This is a genomic window from Pseudoxanthomonas sp. Soil82 (assembly GCF_040446535.1).
GTDB classification, from domain to species: domain Bacteria; phylum Pseudomonadota; class Gammaproteobacteria; order Xanthomonadales; family Xanthomonadaceae; genus Pseudoxanthomonas; species Pseudoxanthomonas kaohsiungensis.
Genome location: NZ_JBEAAK010000001.1, coordinates 223,646 through 244,161, shown reverse-complemented (window position 1 = coordinate 244,161; position 20,516 = coordinate 223,646). Strand labels below are relative to the sequence as shown.

Genomic DNA, 20,516 nt, shown 5'->3' with positions numbered 1-20,516 from the left:
ACGCGACCTACTTGCGCACGTCCTGGGTATGCGCCTGCAGCGCCGCGCTCAGCCCTTCCACGCCGTCGGCACCGGTCGGCACGGTGACGCTGGAGCCCTTGAGGTCCTCGCCGATCGGCTGGGCGCGGCCGCCCAAGCACTTGGCCAGGAAGTTCTCCGTGATCGCGTTGAAGGCCTTGTTGTTCTCCGGGCGGGCGAAGCCGTGGCCCTCGTCGGGGAACAGCACGTAGGTGACCGGGATGTTCTTGGCCTTCATCGCCTCGACGATCTGGTCGCTCTCGGCCTGCTTCACGCGCGGGTCGTTGGCACCCTGGCCGATCAGCAGCGGCTTGGTGATCTTGTCGGCGTGGGTCAGCGGCGAACGCTCGGTCAGCCACCTCCTGCCTTCCTCGGTGCGCGGGTCGCCCATGCGCTTGGCCAGCTGCTCGTAGAAGCTGGCCCAGTACGGCGGCACGGTCGCCAGCAGCGTGTTGAGGTTGGACGGGCCGACGATGTCCACGCCGCAGGCGAAGGTGTCGGGGGTGAAGGTCAGGCCGGCCAGGGTGGCGTAGCCGCCGTAGCTGCCGCCCATGATCGCGACCTTGTCTGCGGTGGTGATGCCCTGGCCGACGGCCCACTGCACCGCGTCGATCAGGTCGTCGTGCATCTTCCGACCCCACTCGCCGTCGCCGGCGTTGGTGAACTCCTTGCCGAAGCCGGTGGAGCCACGGTAGTTGACCGACAGCACCGCGTAGCCGCGATTGGCCAGCCACTGGTCGTAGCTGCTGTAGCCATAGTCGTCGCGCGCCCACGGCCCGCCGTGGACCAGCAGCACCATCGGCACCGGCGCGTCGGCCTTGCCGTCGCCGTCGGCGTCGGCCTGCACCGGCAGGGTGAGGTAGCTGGGCAGGGTCAGGCCGTCGCGCGACTTGATCTCCAGCGGCCACATCGGCGCCAGCGGCTTGCCGTCCAGCGCCGGGCGCGCGGAGAACAGCTTGGTCAGCTTGCCCTCGGCGCCGGGGGTGCGGTCGTAGCGGTAGTAGACCACCGGCGATTCGGCGGCCGAGTAGGTGACGATCCAGGTCCTGTCGTCGAGCGTGCGCGCGTTGACGCCCGCCTCGCCCGGGCCGATGCCCTCCAGCGCCTTCAGGTCGGCGGCGAGCGCGTCGCCCAGCGGCTTCCACTCCTCGCGCAGGTAGTCCACCGACACGGCCTGCAGCTCGCCGGTGCGCGGATCGGACAGGCCGCCGCCGATGTCGGCGCGCGCGTCCTCGGCCAGCAGCTTGCGCTCGCCGGTGCCGCTGTCGATCGCGTACACCGCCGAGGTGTTGCGGTTGCGCGAGTCGGCCAGGTACAGGGTCTTGCCGTCGTGGGTCAGGCCCAGGACATTCGTGGTGAGCACGTCCTCGAACGGCACGTCGTCAGCCTTCTCCCAGGCGCTGCCGGCGCGCTTGAGGATGTCCATGCCGCCGTCCGGGCGCGAGCGCTGGGCGAAGCGCAGGTTGTACGCGCCGTCGGCGATGTAGCCGGCGATCTCCTGGGTGTTCTTCTCCACCAGGGTGCGCTCGCCCGTGGCCAGGTCGACGCGGTACAGGTCGTGCCACTTGGCGTCGCGGTCGTTCATGCCGACCAGGATGCTGTCGGGCTGGGTCGGGCTGACGCCCACGACCTGCGCGGTGGTCTTCTCGAACGGGGTGAGGTCGCGGCTCTGGTTGCTGGCCAGGTCCACCGCGTACAGGTGGAAATCCTCGTCGCCGCCGCTGTCGCGCAGGTAGAGCAGCGTGTCGGGACGGTAGGACCAGAAGTAGTTGCGGATGCCGCGCGCCTTGTCGTCGGTCACCGCGCGTCCGGCCGACGGATCGCTGGCCGGTGCTACCCAGACGTTCATCACGCCATCGACCGGCGCGATCCAGCTCAGGTACTTGCCGTCAGGGCTGATCTGCACGCCCGCGCGTTCGGGATTGCCGAACAGCGCATCGCGCGCGATCAGTTCCACTTCCTTGGGTGCCTCGGGCGCGGCGGTTGCCGGCGGGGCGGTGGTCGCGTCGTCCTGCTTGCCGCCGCAGGCGGCCAGGGCAAGGGCGAGGCTGGAGGCGACGAACAGTTTGCTGTGGCGCATGGGGATTCCCCGGGGATGCCGGCGGCATCGGAAGACGCACGCTAGCCGATGTGCCCCACCGCCGTCGTTCCCGTCCCGTTAAACCACCCCCATGACCGATGGCACGCCCGTAGAGCCGGGCTTGCCCGGCTGAACCTGCCCGGGCGCCGCCATGGCGCGGCACAGGCCGTCGTAGAGCCGGGCTTGCCCGGCTGCGCTGGTGACGGCCCCTGCCGGAAGCTGCGGGGCGAGCCCCGCTCTACGGGTGTCGTGCCGGGCTTGCCCGGCGGCGCCCGTAATTGGATGGTCGGGAGGCCGCGCGGCGAGTCCGCCCGCGGGCAGCGGTCACGTCGCCGGCGTGGACAGCGGCGCGCGATACCCCAGTGCCTCGGCCAGGTGGGCGGTGGCGATCGCCGCGGCCGCGTCCAGATCGGCGATGGTGCGGGCCACGCGCAGGACCCGGTGCAGGCTGCGGGCGGTGAGCTGCAGGCGTTCGCAGGCCTGTTCGAGCAGCCGCTGGCCGTCGTCGGCGAGCCGGCAGTCGCGGGTGATGCCGGCATTATCCAGGCGCGCGTTGAGGCGGCCTGCGCGTTCCAGCTGCCGCGCCTGCGCGGCGATCACCCGCTCGCGGATGGCGGCGCTGGACTCCCCCGGCGGCGCATCGCCACGCAGTGCCTGCGGCGGCAGGCGCGCCATCGCCAGGTGCAGGTCGATGCGGTCCAGCAGCGGGCCGGAGATCCGGCCCCAGTACTGGCGGATCCGGTCCGGGCTGCAGCGGCATCGCGAGGACGGGTCGCCGGCCCACCCGCACGGGCACGGGTTCATCGCCGCGACCAGCTGGAAGCGGGCGGGAAACTCGGCGCTGCGCCCGGCGCGGGCGACGGTGATCCGCCCCGATTCCAGCGGCTCGCGCAACACCTCCAGCACGGCGCGGTGCCATTCGGGCAGCTCATCGAGGAACAGCACGCCGTTGTGCGCGAGCGAGATCTCGCCGGGCCGCGGCGGGCTACCGCCGCCGGCCAGGGCGACCGCGCTGGCGCCGTGGTGCGGCGCGCGCCAGGGCCGCTGCCGCCAGAGCCGTGGATCGAAGCCGCGGCCGCTGATCGAGGCCACGGCGGCGGTTTCCAGCGCCTCGGCTTCGGTCGCCTCCGGCAGCAGGCCGGGCAGGCGCGACGCCAGCAGGGTCTTGCCGCAGCCGGGCGGGCCGCTCATGAGCAGGTGGTGGCCGCCGGCGGCGGCGATCTCCAGCGCGCGGCGGGCCTGCGCCTGGCCTCGTACGTCGGCCATGTCCGGGGCCGATGCAGGAGCGGCCGGTTCCTTGCCACCCTCCGCGCGCGGCAGCGCGGTCGTGCCGCCCAGCCCGGCGCAGGTTTCCAGCAGGGTGCGGGCGACGTAGGCCTCGGCATCGCGCGCCAGCGCCGCTTCGGCGCCGCTGCCGGCCGGCACCACCAGGCGGCGGCCGTCGCGGGTGGCGGCCAGCACCGCCGGCAGCACGCCATCGACCGCACGCAGCTCGCCGGTCAGGCCCAACTCGCCGAGGAACTCGCAGCCGGCCAGCGCGTCGCGGTCGATCTGGCCGCTGGCGGCGAGGATGCCCAGCGCGATCGGCAGGTCGAAGCGGCCGCCATCCTTGGGCAGGTCGGCCGGCGCCAGGTTGATGGTGATGCGGCGCTGCGGGTACTCGAACTGCGCGCAGAGGATCGCCGCGCGCACCCGGTCGCGCGATTCGCGCACCGCGGCGGCCGGCAGGCCGACGATCTGGGTCGAGGGCAGGCCGCCGGACAGGTGCACCTCGACCTGCACCGGCGGAGCGGCGATGCCTGCGCGGGCCCGGCTGTGCACCAGCGCCAGGCCCATGGCGGGGTCACTCCGGACGCGCGGGCGGCTGGCCGGCCGCGTGTAGGCGTGCCTCCAGTTCCTCGACCACGTGCTCGAGCTTCTCCAGCTTCTCCCGCGTGCGCAGCAGCACCGCGCGCTGCACGTCGAACTCCTCGCGGGTGACCAGGTCGAGCTTGCCGAGGCCGGCCTGCAGCGCACCGCGGAAGCTAGCCTGCAGCTCCTCGCCGGATTCGCGCAGGCCCGGGGGCACCAGGTCGCTGAGGCGGCGGGCGAGGTCGTCGATGTGGTGCAGGTCGATCATGGCGGTCTCCGGCGTTGAAGGTAGCGTGCGCCGGCGCGGCGACGGCGGGAATCGGGCTGTGGCGCCGCGTCCGGTGGGAAAAATCCGGCGCCAGTTGCAGCATTGGACCGGAGCGCGCCGCCGCGTGGCAAGCGCGCGCCGGGTTATCCTCTGGCACCGCCTGCGTCCTGGAGCCGCCCGATGAAGATGATCATGGCCGTGATCAAGCCGTTCAAGCTCGACGACGTGCGCGAGGCGTTGTCGGCGCACGGCATCGCCGGCATCACCGTCACCGAGGTGAAGGGCTTCGGCCGGCAGAAGGGCCATACCGAGCTGTACCGCGGCGCCGAGTACGTGGTCGACTTCCTGCCCAAGGTGAAGGTCGAGGTCGCGGTGACCGACGACCAGGTCGAGGCCGTGGTCGAGGCGATCGTGCGCGCCGCCGCCACCGGCAAGATCGGCGACGGCAAGGTGTTCGTCCACGACCTCGGCCAGGTGGTGCGGATCCGCACCGGCGAACTGGACGCCGACGCGCTGTAGCCGGCGGCGCTCAGCGGCCGCGCAGGCCACGGTAGAAGCGCTTCCAGGTGTCGCGCAGCGCCGTCGACCAGCGCGGTGCGGCCAGCGTCGCGGCCACGCGCGCCCCGGGCGTGCGCCCGGTCACGCGCCGCTCGATGCGATAGGTGTTGGCCAGGTCGCTGCGGCGCAGCTCGCGCAGGACCGGCAGATTACGCAACCAGCGTGGCGTGCGCAGCGCCGAGGCGAAGTCGATCAGCACTACCCGTTCGCCATCGACGATCACGTTGGCCGGGTGCAGGTCGTTATGGGTGATGCCGCTGGCATGCAACTGCGCCACCGCGCCGCGCAGGCGCCGGAAGGTCTCGTCGTTTGCCGCCGCCTCGCCGCCCAGCGGCCCCCCGGGCACGAACTCCATGGCCAGGGCTAGGCCGCCGACCACGCCGACCAGCATCGGCGCATGCGTCCATCCGCGCAGGCGCCGCAGGTGGCGCGCCTCGCGGCGGACCAGAACGCGCGCCAGCGGCGCCAGCGGGGTGCGCCGGTAACGGCCGTAGTCCTTGACGACCGCGGGCGCATCGCCGACCCGGGTGAGGTAGACGTCGGGTTCGAGCAGCCGTTCGCCCCGCTTGAGCAGGCGGCGGGGGCGCGTGGGCACGGCTGCGCCACCCGCGGGCAGGCACGGAATCAGGCAATTCATCGGGAAGGCGCGTTCCGGCGTTGGCCGGCGCGATCACAACGTGGGGTGCGCATTCTGCGCGCCGCGGGCATGGCGATAAACACCACGCAGGTCGAAGCTGTGTTTCATCCGGGGCGCTGCCGCGGCCTTGATTCCATGCGCACCACGGGCCGGTCGAGCCGGCCGGCGGTGCGATCAAGCCTGCGACCCGGGGGATTGCGGGCGCGCGCGCCCGTTCGCGCGCGGGGCGGAGGCGGACAGCCCGGATCGCTGCCGTGGCGGTGGCGCCGGTCGTCCCGCGACCGGCGCATGGCATGCCCGGCGGGCGGGCCCGCCTCAGCCCTGCGCTTCGCCCAGCGCCTCGGCCACGAACGGCGGTGCGACCAGCACGCCCTGGTGCAGGTGCGCGTTGTAGTACTTCGTCTTGAAGCCCTTGGCCGCCGCATCGCCGTCGCGGAAGGCGAAGCCCTGGCCCTTGCGCGCCAGGGTCACGCTCCACCAGCCGGTCGGGTAGCACGGCTGCGGGAACGGCAGGGTCTTGAACGTGCTGAAGCCGGCCTTGCCCATCTCCGAGCGCATCGCCTTGATCAGCTCGAGCTGGGCCAGCGGCGATTCGGACTGTTGCACCAGGATCCCGTCGTCCTTCAGCGCGCGGAAGCAGCTGGCGTAGAAGTCCTTGTTGAACAGGCCCTCGGCCGGGCCGACCGGATCGGTCGAGTCGACGATCACCACGTCCACGCTGCCGGCCGGGCAGTTGGCCATGTAGGCCACGCCGTCGTCGAACAGCAGCTCGGCGCGCGGGTCGTTGTTGGAATCGCACAGCTCCGGGAAATGCTTCTCGGCCATGCGCGTGACCTGCTCGTCGATGTCGCACTGGGTCGCGCTCTCCACGCCCGGGTGCTTGAGCACCTCGCGCAGCGTGCCGCAGTCGCCGCCGCCGATGATCACCACGCGCTTCGGGGCCGCGTGGGTGAACAGCACCGGATGGCTGATCATCTCGTGGTACAGGAAGTTGTCGCGGCTGGTGAGCATCACCGCGCCGTCGATCAGCATCAGGTTGCCCCAGTCGGTCGTCCTGTAGATCTCGATCTTCTGGAACGGCGACTGCACCTCGTCGAGCTTGGCCTCGACGCGGTAGCCGATGGCCGAGCCGGTCGGCTCGAAATGCTCGATGTACCAGTTGTCCTGGGGGCTCATGGGCGGTCCTCGTGGATGGCGCGGGCGCCGGTGGGCGCGGTCGGTCGGGCCGGCGCGGCCGGCAGCGGCGGAAAACCCGCCCGGGCGTCCCGGACGGCGAAGGGCGCGCATTGTAACGGACCCTCCCGGACGCCGGGGTTAGAATGCGCGTCCTTCATTGCAGCCCGAGCCGCACGCCGATGAGCGACTGGTCCGCCGACCACGCCCGCAAGACCTGGTCCATCCCGCACTGGTCCGGCGGTTACTTCGACGTGGCCGGTGGCGCCATGCAGGTGCTGCCGCGCGGCGAAGGCGGCCCGGCCTTGGCGCTGCCCGCGCTGGTGGAGGCCGCGCGCGGCCAGGGCATGCAGCTGCCGCTGCTGCTGCGCTTCCCGGACATCCTCGGCGACCGCCTCGGCCGGCTGCAGGCCGCCTTCGCCCGGGCCATGGCCGAGGCGGACTACAGCGGCGGCTACACCGCCGTGTACCCGATCAAGGTCAACCAGCACCGCGGCGTGGCCGGCACCCTGGCCAGCCACCAGGGCGAGGGTTTCGGCCTGGAGGCCGGCAGCAAGCCGGAGCTGATGGCGGTGCTGGCGCTGTCGCGGCCGGGCGGCCTGATCGTCTGCAACGGCTACAAGGACCGCGAGTACATCCGCCTGGCCCTGATCGGCCGCAAGCTGGGCCTGGAGACCTTCATCGTCATCGAGAAGCCCTCCGAGCTGGCGCTGGTGATGGAAGAAGCCGCCAACCTCGGCGTGCGCCCGGGCCTGGGCGTGCGCATGCGCCTGGCCAGCCTGGGCGCGGGCAAGTGGCAGAACAGCGGTGGCGACAAGGCCAAGTTCGGCCTGTCCCCGCGCCAGCTGCTGGACCTGTGGAAGTCGCTGCGCGACTCGGGCATGACCGACTGCCTGCAGCTGCTGCACTTCCACATGGGCTCGCAGATCTCCAACGTGCGCGACATCGCCAACGGCATGCGCGAGGCGACCCGCTACTTCAGCGAGCTCTCGCGCCTGGGCGCGAAGGTGCGCTACATGGACGTCGGCGGCGGCCTGGGCATCGACTACGAAGGCACCCGCTCGCGCAGCGAGTGCTCGATCAACTACGGCCTGAACCAGTACGCGGCCAACATCGTCCAGCCGCTGGCCGAGGCCTGCGCCGCGCAGGGCCTGGTGCCGCCGCGCATCGTCACCGAATGCGGCCGCGCGATGACCGCGCACCACGCGGTGCTGGTGGCCAACACCACCGAGGTGGAGACCGCGCCGGAAGGCCGCGTGCCCGACGCGCACGACGACGAGCCGGCGGTGATCCGCCACCTGCGCGAGCTGCACGCCGACCTGCAGCAGCGGCCGCCGCTGGAGCTGTTCCACGAGGCCCAGCATTTCCACGCCGAAGGCCTGTCCGCCTACGCGCTGGGCCAGATCGACCTGCCGCAGCGCGCGCGCGTGGACGACCTGTTCTACGCCGTCGCCCACGGCGTGCGCGCGCAGCTGGACGGGGGCGAGCGCAGCCACCGCGCGGTGCTGGACGAGCTCAACGACCGCCTGGTCGACAAGTACTTCGTCAACTTCAGCGTGTTCGAGTCGATCCCCGACGCCTGGGCGATCGACCAGGTGTTCCCTATCGTGCCGATCGACCGGCTCGACGAAGCGCCCACGCGCCGCGGCGTGATTGCCGACATGACCTGCGACTCGGACGGCACGGTCAAGACCTACGTGGAGAACGGCGGCCTGGACACCTCGCTGCCGCTGCACCCGGTGCGCCACGGCGAGGGCTACTGCCTGGCGTTCTTCCTGGTGGGCGCCTACCAGGAAATCCTCGGCGACATCCACAACCTGTTCGGCGACACCGACGCGGTGGAGGTGCGACTCACGGCCGACGGCGGCTACGAACTGACCCAGCAGCGCCGCGGCGACACCACCGACGTCATGCTCGACTACGTCGGCTACCGCCTGGACGACCTGCGCCAGGCGTACGCGCAGCGGGTGCACGACGCGGGCCTGCCGGAAGCCGAGTCGCTGGCGCTGGCCGCGGCGCTGGAAGCCGGGCTGACCGGCTACACCTACCTGTCGGACGAGCCGCTGGCCTGACGGGCGCCTCGTCCGGCGGGGGGCGCGCACCGCCGGCAGTAGGGCATGGCCGCGCCGCCGGTGCGGCGCGCATTGCGCCGGACGCAGCGGCGACCGCCGTCATGCAGGGCACCGGCACGGCGGTCGCGCATGCAACCGCCGGCCGTGTATGGTGAACCCCGGGCCCGGCGGGAGTGCACGGAGTGCTGGAACTGTTGAAGGCGGTCGGCATCGGCCTGGCGACCCTGTTGCCGCTGGCCAATCCACTTACCACCGTCGCGCTGCTGATGGGCCTGTCGCGCGGCATGAGCGAGGAGGAGCGCGACCGCCAGGCGCTCAAGGCCTCGATCTACGTGTTCGTGATCATGGCCACCGCGTACTACGCCGGCCAGCTGGTGATGAACGTGTTCGGCATTTCAATCACGGGCCTGCGCATCGCCGGCGGCCTGATCGTGGCGTTCATCGGCTTCCGCATGCTGTTCCCGCAGCAGAAGCTGGACGAGACGCCCGAAGTCGAGCGCCGCAGCGAGGAGCTGCGCCAGCACCGCACCGATGACATCGCCTTCATCCCGCTGGCGATGCCCAGCACCGCCGGCCCGGGCACCATCGCCCTGATCATCAGCACCGCCGCGGCGGTGCAGGACGAGCGGCCGTACGCCGAGTGGGTCATGCACGCCACGCCGCCGCTGGTGTTCTTCCTGGCCAGCCTGATCCTGCTGCTGTGCCTGCGCAGCGCCGGCACCATCATGCGCAAGCTCGGCAACAGCGGCGTGGAGGCGTTCTCGCGGCTGATGGGCTTCCTGCTGGTCTGCATCGGCGTGCAGTTCGTGGTCAACGGGATCTACGAGATCGCCGAGGAAGTGGCGGCGCTGCTGCGCCTGTAGGAGCCGATCCTTATCGGCGACCCGACGGCACGGGCGACGCCCCGGTCAGCCCGACGCCCGGTCGCGGATAAGGATCGGCTCCTACAACGAGCGTGTTCGCCTGGCGGCGTCAGCCGCGGTGGACCTGGAACCCGGCGAAGGACTGGGTCACCGGCATGATCTCCAGCCGGTTGATGTTGAGGTGCGCCGGCAGGGTGGCGACATGGAAGATCTGCTCGGCGATGTCCTCGGCGGTCATCGGCCGGGCGTCCCGGTACAGCGTGTCCGAGGCGGCCTGGTTGCCGTGGGTGCGCACCAGGGTGAACTCGGTTTCGGCCATGCCCGGCTCGATCGTGGTCACGCGCACGCCGCTGCCGTGCAGGTCGGTGCGCAGGTTCAGCGAGAACTGGCTGACGAAGGCCTTGGTGCCGCCGTAGACGTTGCCACCCGGGTACGGATTCACCCCGGCCACCGAACTGATGTTGATGACCACGCCCTTGCGCGCGACCAGCGCCGGCAGCAGGCGGTGGGTCAGCGTCACCAGCGCGGTGATGTTGGTGTCGATCATCACCCGCCAGTCCTCGAGGCTGGCCTGCTGCGCCGGCGCGGTGCCCAGTGCCAGGCCGGCGTTGTTGACCAGCACGTCGATGTCGCGGAAGCCTTCGGGCAGGGCACCGAGCGCCGCTTCCATCGCCGCCGCATCGCGCACGTCGAATCGCGCCGGGTGCACGTTCGCCACGCCCAGTTCGTCCACCAGCGCCTGCAGGCGGTCGCCGCGTCGGCCGGTGGCGACGACCTTCCAGCCGGCACCGACGAAACGGCGCGCGGCGGCCAGGCCGAAACCGGAAGTGGCGCCGGTGATGAAAGCGGTCTTCGACATCGCGGATTCCTGTTGGGAAGAACCCGCCGATTCTCGCACCATCGCGGGCAGCGGTCCGCCCATCGAGCCGCTGACGGACGAGAGGCCCCTTGAGCCAAGGGGGGCGCCGGCAGGCGCAGGAGTTATGGATGCAACGGGCACGGCCCCAGGCTTCGCACGGCAAACCGTTGCAGTGGTTCGCCCGATGCCGGCCTGGTTTCTTCTGCCGCGCCTCTGGCCGGAGAATCGGCCCCTTGAGTCAAAGACGCGCGCCGGCAGGCGCGGGATGGCGGGTGTAGCGGCATGGGGCCCGAGGTTTGCGACGCAAACCTTGGGGTAATTCCGCCAAAGCGGAATTACTGCGCTTTTATGGCCATCGCCGGCAGGCCGCTGTCGGCGAGCTTGCGCTTGGCTTCGGCCAGTTCGCTGGCACTGCCGTAGGGCCCCATGCGCACGCGGTAGACGGTCTTGCCGCCCGCCTGGCCCGATTCGACCCGGGCGCCGAGGCCAAGCATGGCGATCTTGGCCTTCACTTCCTCCGCGTCGCCGGAGGCGCCGAAGGCGCCGGCCTGGAGGATGTAGCGGGCGCCATCGCCGGTCGGCGCCGCGGGTGCGGGTGACGGCTGTGCGCTGGCCACCGTCACCGGTGCTTCGGCGACGGCTGCGGGCGCGGCGGTCGGCGCCGGGGTCGGCGCGCGGCCTTCCAGTGCCTCGCGGGCGCGCCGCGCCTCGTCCTGGGCGCGCCGTGCCTCCTCCTCGCGCGCGCTGGCGGCCAGCTCGGCGTCGGACATGCGCACTTCGTTGCCGGGCAGCACGGTGTAGAAGTCGTACTGCGGCGCCGCATCGGCCGGCGCGGTCGCCGCGCCGCCGGCGGGGGTGTCGGCGATGGCCTCGCTGTCGGCGATCGGCGCCGGCTGCGCGTCGGGATTGGCGCGCGGGCCGAAGCGGGCGAAGCCGTCGCCGTCCTTCTTCAGCAGGTCGGGCACGGCCAGGAAGACCACCGCGCCGATCGCCACGCCCGCCACCACCCAGACCCACGCCGGGCGGCCGCTGCTGCGACCATTGCCACTCGTCCGCCGGGCCTGGTTCTTGCCACGTCTTGCCGCCATTACTGCATGTCTCCGTTTCTATCCGGCGCGCGGGTCGGGCGCCTCACATCCGCTCCGGCGCGCTGACGCCGAGCAGGTCCAGGCCGTTGGCCAGGGCCTGGCGCACGGCCAGGGCCAGGGCCAGGCGCGCGTCGCGCAGGTCCGCGTCCTCCACCAGCACCGGCGTGTTCGCGTACCAGGTGTGGAAAGCATAGGCCAGTTCGCGCAGGTACTGGGCGACCAGGTGCGGTTCCAGCGACTGGCCCGCCGCTTCCACCGTCTCCGGCCAGCGCGAGAGCTCGACCATCAGCGAAAGCGAACCCTCGTCGTCGAGCCTTTCCAGCCTGGCCAGCGCATTGGCCTGGTCGTATGCGTAGCCCTTCTCGGTGCACTGGCGCAGCAGCGCGGCGACGCGGGCGTGCGCGTACTGCACGTAGAACACCGGGTTGTCGTTGCTCTGCTGGCGCGCCAGGTCGATGTCGAACACCAGCTGCGAGTCGGGCTTGCGCGCGATCAGGAACCAGCGCGTGGCGTCGCGCCCGGCTTCCTCGATCAGGTCGCGCAGGGTCAGGTAGGAGCCGGCGCGCTTGGACAGCTTCACCTCCTCGCCGCCGCGCATCACCGTGACCATCTGGTGCAGCACGTATTCCGGCCAGCCCCTGGGGATGCCGACGTCCAGCGCCTGCAGGCCGGCGCGCACGCGGGCCAGCGAGCCGTGGTGGTCGGCGCCCAGTTCGGTGATCGCCCGCTCGTAGCCGCGCTGCCACTTGCTCAGGTGGTAGGCCACGTCCGGCACGAAGTAGGTGTAGGTGCCGTCGGACTTGCGCATGACGCGGTCCTTGTCGTCGCCGAAGTCGGTGGTGCGCAGCCACAGCGCGCCGCCCTCCTCGTAGGTGTGGCCCTTGGCGACCAGCTCGCGCACCGTCTCCTCGACCTTGCCGCCGGTGTACAGCGAGCTCTCGAGGAAATAGATGTCGAAGTCCACGCCGAACGCGGCCAGGTCCTGGTTCTGCTCGTTGCGCAGCCAGGCCACGGCGAAGCGGCGGATCGCGTCGAGGTCCTCGGCGTCGCCGCTGCCGGCGACTTCATGGCCTTCGATGCGCACGATGTCGCCGCGCAGGTAGGCGTCGGCCACGTCCTGGATGTAGTCGCCGTTGTAGGCGTCGGCCGGCCAGTCGGCGTCGCCGGGCTTGAGCCCGCGCAGGCGCGCCTGGGTGGATCGCGCCAGGTTCTCGATCTGCACGCCAGCATCGTTGTAGTAGAACTCGCGCTTGACCGTCCAGCCGTTGGCGTCGAGCACGCGCGCGATGCAGTCGCCGATGGCGGCGGCGCGGCCGTGGCCCACGTGCAGCGGGCCGGTGGGGTTGGCCGAGACGTATTCCACGCCGGCGGTATGGCCCTGGCCGGAGGTGTTGCGGCCATACTCCACGCCGTGGCGCAGCGCGGCGGCGACTTCGCGCTGCCACGCGCCCGGGGCGAGGTGGAAGTTGATGAAACCGGGGCCGGCGATCTCGACCCGGGCGACGTCGTCGCTGGCCGGCAGCGCCGCGACCAGCGCCTGCGCGATCGCACGCGGGTTGTTGCGCGCGGCCTTGGCCAGCAGCATCGCCGCGTTGGTGGCGAAGTCGCCGTGCTCGCGGGTCTTGGGCCGCTCGATGACGAAATCGGGGGTGGCGGCGTCAGCCGGCAGCGTGCCGGCGGCACGCAGCGCGTCGATGCCCTGGTTCACCAGGGCGTTGAGGAGGGTTTTCACGCGGGAGGCGGATTCGTGCGGTCTGGCCGGGCATTTTACCCGCTTGGCCGGATCCGGGCCGGCTTGGGGCGGGCCGTGGGCGCGGCCGGCGGCTGCGCATCCAGGGCGGCGGCCATCGCCGCCAGCCGCGCCACGGTGTTCATGTTGCGGCCGGTGCCGGCCTCCCCGGCCGGGATCCGCAGCTTCGAATCGGCCATGCCGGCGCCGTAGTCCACGTAGATCTCCCGTTCGCCCAGCGCGACCCGCTCCTCGCGTTGCCGGCTCACCGTGGCCAGGGCATCCGCGGCCGGGGCGTCGTCGAGGAAGATGACCACGGTGCGGTTGGGTGCCTGTTCCGGGAACGGGTTGGCGGCCAGGATCCGCGCCAGTTCCGCGGCGGTGCGGACCAGCACCCGGACCGGCTTGCCCGCGTACTGGTGCAGGCGCCGTTCCAGCGCGGCCTTCACCTGCGCGGCGTCGTGCCCGGTGTGGAACACGACGTTGCCGCTGGCGATGTAGGTCCGCACGCCGGCGTAGCCCTCGGCTTCGCACATCGCCTGCAGCTGCGCCATCGGCAGCTTGCCGGTGCCGCCGACGTTGACCGCACGCAACAGGGCGGCATAGGCGGGCATCGCGGGTCTCCAGCGGGCGGGATGGCCAATCTACCGCGCCGTGGCGGACGCGGTATTCAGACCAGGCCACGGGCGGCCAGCGAGACCGGCTCGCCATCGCCGACCACGAAATGGTCGAGCAGGCGCACCTCGACCAGCGCCAGCGCCTGCTTGAGCCGGGCGGTGACCGCGCGGTCGGCGGCCGAGGGGTCGGGGCAGCCGGACGGGTGGTTGTGGCCGACGATGACCGCCGCGGCGTTGTGCGCCAGCGCCCGCCGCGCGACCTCGCGCGGATGGACTTCGGCGCCGTCGATGGTCCCGGCGAACAGCTCCTCGAAGGCCAGCGCCCGGTGCCGGGTGTCGAGGAACAGCGCGGCGAACACCTCGTGCCGGTGGGGCCGCAGGCGGCGGGCGAAGTAGCGGCCGGCCGCGGCCGGGTCGGTCAGCGCGTCGCCCCGCTCCAGCCCCGCGGCCAGGTGCCGGTTGCCCAGCTCCAGCGCGGCGGCCAGCTGGCAGGCGCGGGCCGGGCCCAGGCCGGGCAGGCGCGCCAGCTCGCGCGGGCTGCAGTCGAGCAGGCTGCGCAGCGGGCCGTGCCGCGCCAGCAGGTCGCGCGCGGTCTGCACCGCATCGCGCCCGGGCAGCCCCGAGCCGAGGAAGATCGCCACCAGCTCGGCATCCGAGAGTGAGCCGGCGCCGTGGGCCAGCAACTTCTCGCGGGGACGTTCGGCTTCGGGCCAGTCGCGGATGTGCATGCGGCCAGCGTGCCCGGGCCGCGCGGCCGGCGGGATCGGTCCGTCGCAGTGCTTGGAGTAAGCTTGGTGGCCTGTTCAGCGTAGGAAACAACCAGGTGAGTGCTACGGCCACCGGCCCGCTTGGCGGGCAGCGGATCCTGTTGTGCGTGGGCGGCGGCATTGCCGCCTACAAGGCGCTGGAACTGGTGCGGCGCCTGCGCGACGCCGGCGCGTCGGTGCAGGTGGCGATGACCGCCGGTGCGCAGCAGTTCGTCACCCCGCTCAGCTTCCAGGCCCTGTCCGGGCACCCGGCCCGGACCACGCTGTGGGACAGCGCCGCCGAGCAGGCGATGGGGCACCTGGAGCTGGCCCGCTGGGCCGACCGGGTGGTGGTGGCGCCCGCCACCGCCGACCTGCTGGCGCGACTGGCGCATGGCCTGGCCGACGACCTGGTCACCACCCTGTGCCTGGCGACCGAGGCGCCGCTGAGCGTGGCGCCGGCGATGAACCACCGCATGTGGCGGCACCCGGCCACGGTCGCCAACGTGGCCCTGCTGCGCTCGCGCGGGGTGCAGGTGATCGGGCCGGACGATGGCCCCCTGGCCGAGGGCGAATCCGGTCCCGGGCGCCTGCGCGAGCCCGACGCGATCGTCGCCGCGCTGGCCGGCGCGCCTGCCGCCGACCGGCCGCCGGCGACCGGCCTGCTGCAGGGGCTGAAGGTCGTGGTCAGTGCCGGTCCCACTTACGAGGACCTGGATCCGGTGCGCTACCTGGGCAACCGCAGCAGCGGCAAGATGGGCTTCGCGGTCGCCGCCAGCGCCGCCCGCCAGGGCGCGCAGGTCGTGCTGGTCGCCGGCCCGGTGCAACTGGAGACGCCGCCGGGCGTGCAGCGCGTCGACGTGCGCTCGGCGGCGCAGATGCGCGAGGCGGTCGCCGCGGCGCTGCCGGCGGACGTCTACATCGGCGCCGCCGCGGTGGCCGATTACACCCCGCGCGCGTTCTCGCCTGACAAGATCAAAAAGACCGGCACCGGCGAGACCCTGGCGCTGGACCTGGTCCGCACCCCCGACATCCTGGCCGAGGTCGCCCGCCAAGAGGACGCCGGCCTGAAGCTGGTGGTCGGCTTCGCCGCCGAGACCACCAACGTGGCCGACTACGCGCGGCAGAAGCTGGAAGCCAAGCGCCTGGACTTGATCGTCGCCAACCGGGTGGGCGTGCCCGGCGCCGGCTTCGAAAGCGACGACAACGCCATGACCGCGTACTGGCCCGGCGGCGAGCGCGATTTCCCGGCCGCGCCGAAGGTGCGCCTGGCCGATGGCCTGGTCGAGCTGGTCGCCGAGCGGCTGGGGGCATGAACCCGATGGATGCGTATGAACTGGAAGTCCGCCTGCTCGACCCGCGTTTCGGCGACAGCTGGCCGATGCCCGAGTACGCCACCGCCGCCAGCGCCGGCATGGACCTGCGCGCGGCGCTGGAGACCGAGCTTGTCCTGGCGCCGGGCGACGCGGCGTTGGTACCCAGTGGCCTATCCATCCACATCGGCGATCCCGGGTTGTGCGCGCTGGTGCTGCCGCGCTCGGGCCTGGGCCACCGCCACGGCATCGTGCTGGGCAACGGCACCGGCCTGATCGACGCCGACTACCAGGGCCCGCTGCTGATCAGCCTCTGGAACCGGGGGCGGGAAACCTTCACGATCCAGCCGGGGGACCGGATCGCACAGCTGGTGTTGGCACCAATCGTGCGAGCGAAGCTGAAGGTGGTGGATACTTTTGCCGGCAGCGCGCGCGGCGAAGGCGGGTTCGGCCACACCGGCGTACGTTGAACAGGGGAAGGGAACGCATGGCGCAGATGGATGCTGGTCCGCTGTCGGCAGGGCAGTTGAGGAGGCGGGCGCCGCTGCTGGCGCTATTGCTGGCACTGCTGGCGGCCTGGTTCGCATGGAGCGGTGTCGTCCAGTGGCGCGCGGATGCGCGCGAGTCGGCGCTGGCGTCGGCCCGTGATGGCCTGGTGGCCGCGGCCTCGTCCGCCATGGCCGCGCAGACCCGCGCGCTGGCCGAGCGGCTCGCGGACGAGCCGGTGCAGGCCGCGCTGGCCGCCGGCGATCCGGCCGCCGCCGCCGCCGCGCTGACCGCCGGCTGGAATGGCGCGGCGCACGCGCAGGTCCTGCGTGCCGACCTCGCCACCGCCTATGCCGATGCCGCCAACTTCGGCTACGCGCGCCTCGGCCTGCTGGAAAAAGCCATGACCGACGGCGCCGCGGTGGCCGCGGTGGTGCGCGACGACGACAAGCCGCAGCTGGGCCTGGCCGCGCCGGTGGTGCTGGCCGGCGCACCGGCGGTGGCGTACGTGCGGATGCCGCTGGCGTCGCTGACCGCCGGGCTGGAGGCGGCTGACGTTCCCGGTGGCGCCTACCTGGCCTTGCGCCAGGGCAACTACAACGTGGCCGAGCGCGGCGACACCGCGCTGGCCGGCGGTGCCGACGCCCTTTCCCGCGAGATCGGCAAGACCGGCCTGCGCGCCGCCGCGGCGGTGCCGGACGTGGCCCGCGGGCCGTTCGGGCTGGGCGCGATCCCCTGCATTGTCGCGGCGGCGCTGCTCGCGCTGGGCGCGGTCGTGGTCATGCTGCTGGCCTACGGCAAGCTGCCGCAGCTGCGCCGCAAGGCCGCGGCGGCCGCGGTCGAAGAGGAGACGCCGACGCTGGGCCAGACCATCCAGCGCGACCTGGAGTCCGCGCCGGCGCCGGTGCGCGTCGCCCCGGTCGCGGTGGAAGTGCAGCTGGAGCCGGGCATCTTCCGCGCCTACGACATCCGCGGCGTGGTCGGCCGCGAGCTGACCCCGCAGGTCGCGGCCTGGATCGGCCAGGCCATCGGCACGGTCATGGCCGAGCAGGGCCTGACCGACATCGTGGTCGGCCGCGACGGGCGCCTGTCCGGCCCGGAACTGGCCGGCGGCCTGATCGAGGGCCTGCGCAAGGCCGGCCGCAACGTGATCGACGTCGGCATGGTGCCGACCCCGGTGGTCTACTTCGCCGCCTACCACCTGCGCGCCGGCAGCGGCGTGGCGGTCACCGGCAGCCACAACCCGCCCGACTACAACGGCTTCAAGGTCGTGGTCGGCGGCGAGACCCTGTCCGGGGCGGCGATCCAGGACCTGTACGCGCGGATCCGCGATGGCCGCCTGCAACAGGCCGACAGCGCCGGCTCGCTGCAGCAGCAGGCGGTGGACGAGGACTACATCCGCCGAATCGCCGACGACGTGCAGCTGGAGCGTCCGCTCAAGGTGGTGGCCGACGCCGGCAACGGCGTCGCCGGCGAGATCGCCCCGCGCCTGCTGGAGGCGATCGGCGCCGAGGTCATCCCGCTGTACTGCGACGTGGACGGCAGCTTCCCCAACCACCATCCCGACCCCAGCGAGCCGCACAACCTCGAGGACCTCATCGCCACGGTCAAGCGCTTCGACGCCGACCTGGGCCTGGCCTTCGACGGCGACGGCGACCGCCTGGGTGTGGTCACCAAGGAAGGCCAGATCATCTTCCCCGACCGCCTGCTGATGCTGTACGCGGCCGACGTGCTGTTGCGCAATCCCGGCGCGCTGGTGATCTACGACGTCAAGTGCACCGGCAAGCTGTCCGACTACATCCTGCGCCACGGCGGCAGCCCGATGATGTGGAAGACCGGGCATTCGCTGATCAAGGCCAAGATGCGCGAGACCGAGGCCGAGCTGGCCGGCGAGATGAGCGGCCATTTCTTCTTCAAGGAGCGCTGGTACGGGTTCGACGACGGCCTGTACTCGGCCGCGCGCCTGCTGGAGATCCTGGCCGGGCGCTTCGAAACGCCGTCGGAGGTGCTGGCCGAGCTGCCCGACAGCGTGTCCACGCCGGAGATCAAGGTGCCGGTGCAGGGCGATCCGCACGTGGTGGTGGCGCAGTTCGCCAGCGCGGCGCAGGCCGACGAGGCGACCTTCGGCGGCGCGCGCCTGACCACGATCGACGGCCTGCGCGCGGACTGGAACGACGGCTGGGGCCTGGTGCGCGCGTCCAACACCACGCCGGTGCTGGTGCTGCGCTTCGAGGCCGACGATGCCGCCGCCCTGGCGCGGATCAAGGACCTCTATCGCGGGCAGCTCGCCCGCCTGCTGCCGGACACGCCGCTGGAGTTCTGAGGTACGCCGGTCTCCTGCGCCAGTGCGGGATCCCCTGTAGGAGCCCATCTTCATGGGCGACACGGGCGTCCGAATGATGGAGCACCGCTTGTGCCGACGGCGCCGGGTCGCCGATGAATCGGCTCCTGAAACGGTCGATGGCGTCGGGTCGCCCATGAAGATGGGCTCCTACAAACAACGAGGCCGCGTTTTCGGGCGCCGTGACGGGGAGTGGCAGGGGCGCATCGCCCCGCGAGGCCGCGTTGGCGCGCCGACGGGCGCCTGGCCGCCCGGCGGAGCAGCGGGGCAGAGCCCCGCTCTACTGCTTCGGCGCCGGCGGCAGGTCCAGGGCCACGCGCGCGCCGGGGGCGTCGCTGGCCTTCAGGTCGCGGTAGCGCTGCATGATCTGTTCGATCTCCACGTCGAGCTCGGCGCGCTGCCGCTCGAAGCTGGCCTGCAGCGCCGTGTGGTAGAGCAGCTGCGCGTGGCGCACGCGGATGTCGCCGGCGAGCTTGTCCGGGACCGGCTTGCCCGACAGTTCGCGCTCGCCGGCCGTGCGCAGCAGGGTCACCAGCCCCTCGCGCAGGCTGGCCACGTTGTAGCGCGCGGTGTTGATGCTGTTGTCGACTAGGTTGACCCGTTCGGCGAACACGCGACGCAGCTCGTCCTCGGTCTGGAACGAGGTCAGCATGGCCTGGTCGGTGCGGCGGCGGGTCTCGGCGGCAAGCGCCTCGGTCTTGCGCTTGGCTTCCTCTTCGGCCTGGGCGGCGCGCTCCTCGTCGGTCAGCGCGCGCTGCACCTCGCCGGTGCGCATGCCGCTGCGCACGTTGATCTCCTCGCGCGCGGCAGCCATCGCCTCCGGCGGCAGCGAGTCGGCGCACTTGCGCTGGCCATTCTCGTTCCAGCAGTACAGCTTCTTCGGCGCGGCGTCCTTGTTGGCCTGGGCAAGCGCCGCCGCCGGCAGCAGGATTCCCGCTGCGAGGAGGCCGAGCATCGTTGGATGGATCGTCTTGATCGGCATCGCGGCAGCCCCCTGCTGTCAGTCAGCCCGTCGGATCGCAACCGTAGCGGGCACGGTAGGCCAGCAACGGTGCGCGGAATGCGGCCAGTTTCTCGTTTCCGTCGGCGAATGCAAGCAGGTCGCCCAGCCCGGCCACGGCCAGCACCGGCACCCCCGCCTCGGTGGCCACCGCCTGCGCGGCCGAGCGGCGGTCGCCGTCGGCGGCGATCTCCTGGCGGTCCAGGGCCACGGCAATGCCGGCGACCGTGCCGCCGCCGGCGGCGATGATCGCCAGCGCCTCGCGGATCGCGGTACCGGCGGTGATGACGTCGTCGACCACCAGCACCCGGCGCCCGGCCAGCGGCGCACCGATGAGGGTGCCGCCTTCGCCATGGGCCTTGGCCTCCTTGCGGTTGAATGCCACTGGCAGGTCGCGGCCGCGGCGGGCGTATTCGCACGCCAGCGCAGTGGCCAGCGGAATGCCCTTGTACGCGGGGCCGAACAGCAGGTCGAACTGCAGTCCCGCGGCCTCGATCGCGTCGGCGTAGCAGGCGGCCAGGGTGGCCAGGGTCGCGCCGCTGTCGAAGCGGCCGGCATTGAAGAAATAGGGAGACAGGCGCCCGGACTTCAGGGTGAATTCGCCGAAGCGCAGCGCGTCGGCATCCAGCGCCAGTTGCAGGAAACGGGTGCGGTGGTCGGACATCGGACACGCGGGTGCTTCGGTGGGGACGCCTAGGATACCTGTCCGCCTCGCCGGGGCGGGCCGTGGGCTGCGTCGTGTCCGCCGTGGCGCCCGGCCTGCCTGGCGGCCCGGCGCGGGTCTGCACGGATCGGGAGGACAGCGGGGCGAGCCCCG

General features: G+C 72.2%; 18 protein-coding genes. 6 read left to right on the top strand and 12 right to left on the bottom strand.

Translation table 11 applies throughout. From position 1 onward, the window contains the following. Window positions 1-7: 7 nt before the first annotated feature. From ABKA19_RS01075 to ubiK, 3 genes are all read right to left on the bottom strand, one after another. Window positions 8-2,098 carry a S9 family peptidase gene (locus ABKA19_RS01075; RefSeq protein WP_353687268.1) on the bottom strand — a complete coding sequence of 697 codons (2,091 nt, stop codon included), beginning with the start codon at window positions 2,096-2,098 and terminating at the stop codon, window positions 8-10. Between the two features lie 324 nt (window positions 2,099-2,422). Next, window positions 2,423-3,934, bottom strand: a complete 1,512-nt coding sequence (locus tag ABKA19_RS01070) for a YifB family Mg chelatase-like AAA ATPase (RefSeq protein ID WP_353687267.1) — start codon at window positions 3,932-3,934, stop codon at window positions 2,423-2,425. Between the two features lie 7 nt (window positions 3,935-3,941). Further along, on the bottom strand, window positions 3,942-4,217 hold the full coding sequence (gene ubiK / locus ABKA19_RS01065) for a ubiquinone biosynthesis accessory factor UbiK (protein ID WP_353687266.1): 276 nt from the start codon (window positions 4,215-4,217) through the stop codon (window positions 3,942-3,944). A 180-nt stretch (window positions 4,218-4,397) separates the two neighbouring features. Here ubiK and ABKA19_RS01060 point away from each other — a divergent pair, with 180 nt between their 5' ends. Then, window positions 4,398-4,736 (top strand): P-II family nitrogen regulator, encoded by a 339-nt coding sequence (locus ABKA19_RS01060; RefSeq protein ID WP_353687265.1) that lies wholly within the window; start codon window positions 4,398-4,400, stop codon window positions 4,734-4,736. Window positions 4,737-4,746: 10 nt separating this feature from the next. On the opposite strand, the gene ABKA19_RS01055 is transcribed toward ABKA19_RS01060, so the two are convergent. Together ABKA19_RS01055 and speE are read right to left on the bottom strand one after the other, a co-directional pair. Beyond that, window positions 4,747-5,412 carry a phosphotransferase gene (locus tag ABKA19_RS01055; RefSeq protein ID WP_502945680.1) on the bottom strand — a complete coding sequence of 222 codons (666 nt, stop codon included), beginning with the start codon at window positions 5,410-5,412 and terminating at the stop codon, window positions 4,747-4,749. Window positions 5,413-5,727: 315 nt separating this feature from the next. Further along, window positions 5,728-6,588, bottom strand: a complete 861-nt coding sequence (gene speE / locus ABKA19_RS01050; RefSeq protein ID WP_353687263.1) for a polyamine aminopropyltransferase — start codon at window positions 6,586-6,588, stop codon at window positions 5,728-5,730. Between the two features lie 179 nt (window positions 6,589-6,767). On the opposite strand from speE, the gene speA reads away from it, so the two are divergent. Both speA and ABKA19_RS01040 read left to right on the top strand, forming a co-directional pair. Next, window positions 6,768-8,657: an arginine decarboxylase gene (gene speA / locus ABKA19_RS01045; protein WP_353687262.1), complete on the top strand. Its 1,890-nt coding sequence runs from the start codon at window positions 6,768-6,770 to the stop codon at window positions 8,655-8,657. A 182-nt stretch (window positions 8,658-8,839) separates the two neighbouring features. After that, the gene (locus tag ABKA19_RS01040) at window positions 8,840-9,520 is read left to right on the top strand and encodes a MarC family NAAT transporter (protein WP_353687261.1); all 681 of its coding nucleotides are present in this window, start codon (window positions 8,840-8,842) and stop codon (window positions 9,518-9,520) included. Window positions 9,521-9,629: 109 nt separating this feature from the next. Here ABKA19_RS01040 and ABKA19_RS01035 read toward each other — a convergent pair whose 3' ends face one another. The 5 genes from ABKA19_RS01035 to radC all read right to left on the bottom strand — a co-directional run bounded on the left by ABKA19_RS01035 (window position 9,630) and on the right by radC (window position 14,541). Further along, complete coding sequence (locus ABKA19_RS01035; RefSeq protein WP_353687260.1) at window positions 9,630-10,379, bottom strand: SDR family NAD(P)-dependent oxidoreductase; 750 nt, start codon at window positions 10,377-10,379, stop codon at window positions 9,630-9,632. Window positions 10,380-10,714: 335 nt separating this feature from the next. After that, on the bottom strand, window positions 10,715-11,467 hold the full coding sequence (locus ABKA19_RS01030) for an SPOR domain-containing protein (protein ID WP_353687259.1): 753 nt from the start codon (window positions 11,465-11,467) through the stop codon (window positions 10,715-10,717). Between the two features lie 43 nt (window positions 11,468-11,510). Continuing rightward, window positions 11,511-13,199 (bottom strand): arginine--tRNA ligase, encoded by a 1,689-nt coding sequence (argS, locus tag ABKA19_RS01025; RefSeq protein WP_353687258.1) that lies wholly within the window; start codon window positions 13,197-13,199, stop codon window positions 11,511-11,513. A 35-nt stretch (window positions 13,200-13,234) separates the two neighbouring features. Further along, window positions 13,235-13,810 carry a DUF1697 domain-containing protein gene (locus ABKA19_RS01020; protein WP_353687257.1) on the bottom strand — a complete coding sequence of 192 codons (576 nt, stop codon included), beginning with the start codon at window positions 13,808-13,810 and terminating at the stop codon, window positions 13,235-13,237. Window positions 13,811-13,866: 56 nt separating this feature from the next. After that, a complete protein-coding gene (gene radC, locus ABKA19_RS01015; RefSeq protein ID WP_353687256.1) occupies window positions 13,867-14,541 on the bottom strand; it encodes a RadC family protein in 675 nt (224 codons plus the stop codon). A gap of 95 nt (window positions 14,542-14,636) precedes the next feature. Between radC and coaBC the strand changes: the two genes are divergently transcribed. From coaBC to ABKA19_RS01000, 3 genes are read left to right on the top strand one after another with little or no spacing between them, the layout of a single operon-like run. Continuing rightward, a complete protein-coding gene (gene coaBC, locus ABKA19_RS01010; protein ID WP_353687255.1) occupies window positions 14,637-15,875 on the top strand; it encodes a bifunctional phosphopantothenoylcysteine decarboxylase/phosphopantothenate--cysteine ligase CoaBC in 1,239 nt (412 codons plus the stop codon). 5 nt (window positions 15,876-15,880) lie between these two features. Then, window positions 15,881-16,342: a dUTP diphosphatase gene (gene dut / locus ABKA19_RS01005; protein ID WP_353688013.1), complete on the top strand. Its 462-nt coding sequence runs from the start codon at window positions 15,881-15,883 to the stop codon at window positions 16,340-16,342. A gap of 17 nt (window positions 16,343-16,359) precedes the next feature. Beyond that, window positions 16,360-18,681: a phosphomannomutase/phosphoglucomutase gene (locus ABKA19_RS01000; protein ID WP_353687254.1), complete on the top strand. Its 2,322-nt coding sequence runs from the start codon at window positions 16,360-16,362 to the stop codon at window positions 18,679-18,681. A 298-nt stretch (window positions 18,682-18,979) separates the two neighbouring features. Here ABKA19_RS01000 and ABKA19_RS00995 read toward each other — a convergent pair whose 3' ends face one another. Together ABKA19_RS00995 and pyrE are read right to left on the bottom strand one after the other, a co-directional pair. After that, window positions 18,980-19,654, bottom strand: a complete 675-nt coding sequence (locus ABKA19_RS00995; RefSeq protein WP_353687253.1) for a hypothetical protein — start codon at window positions 19,652-19,654, stop codon at window positions 18,980-18,982. 49 nt (window positions 19,655-19,703) lie between these two features. Next, window positions 19,704-20,363: an orotate phosphoribosyltransferase gene (gene pyrE, locus ABKA19_RS00990; RefSeq protein WP_353687252.1), complete on the bottom strand. Its 660-nt coding sequence runs from the start codon at window positions 20,361-20,363 to the stop codon at window positions 19,704-19,706. Between the last annotated feature and the right edge of the window lie 153 nt (window positions 20,364-20,516).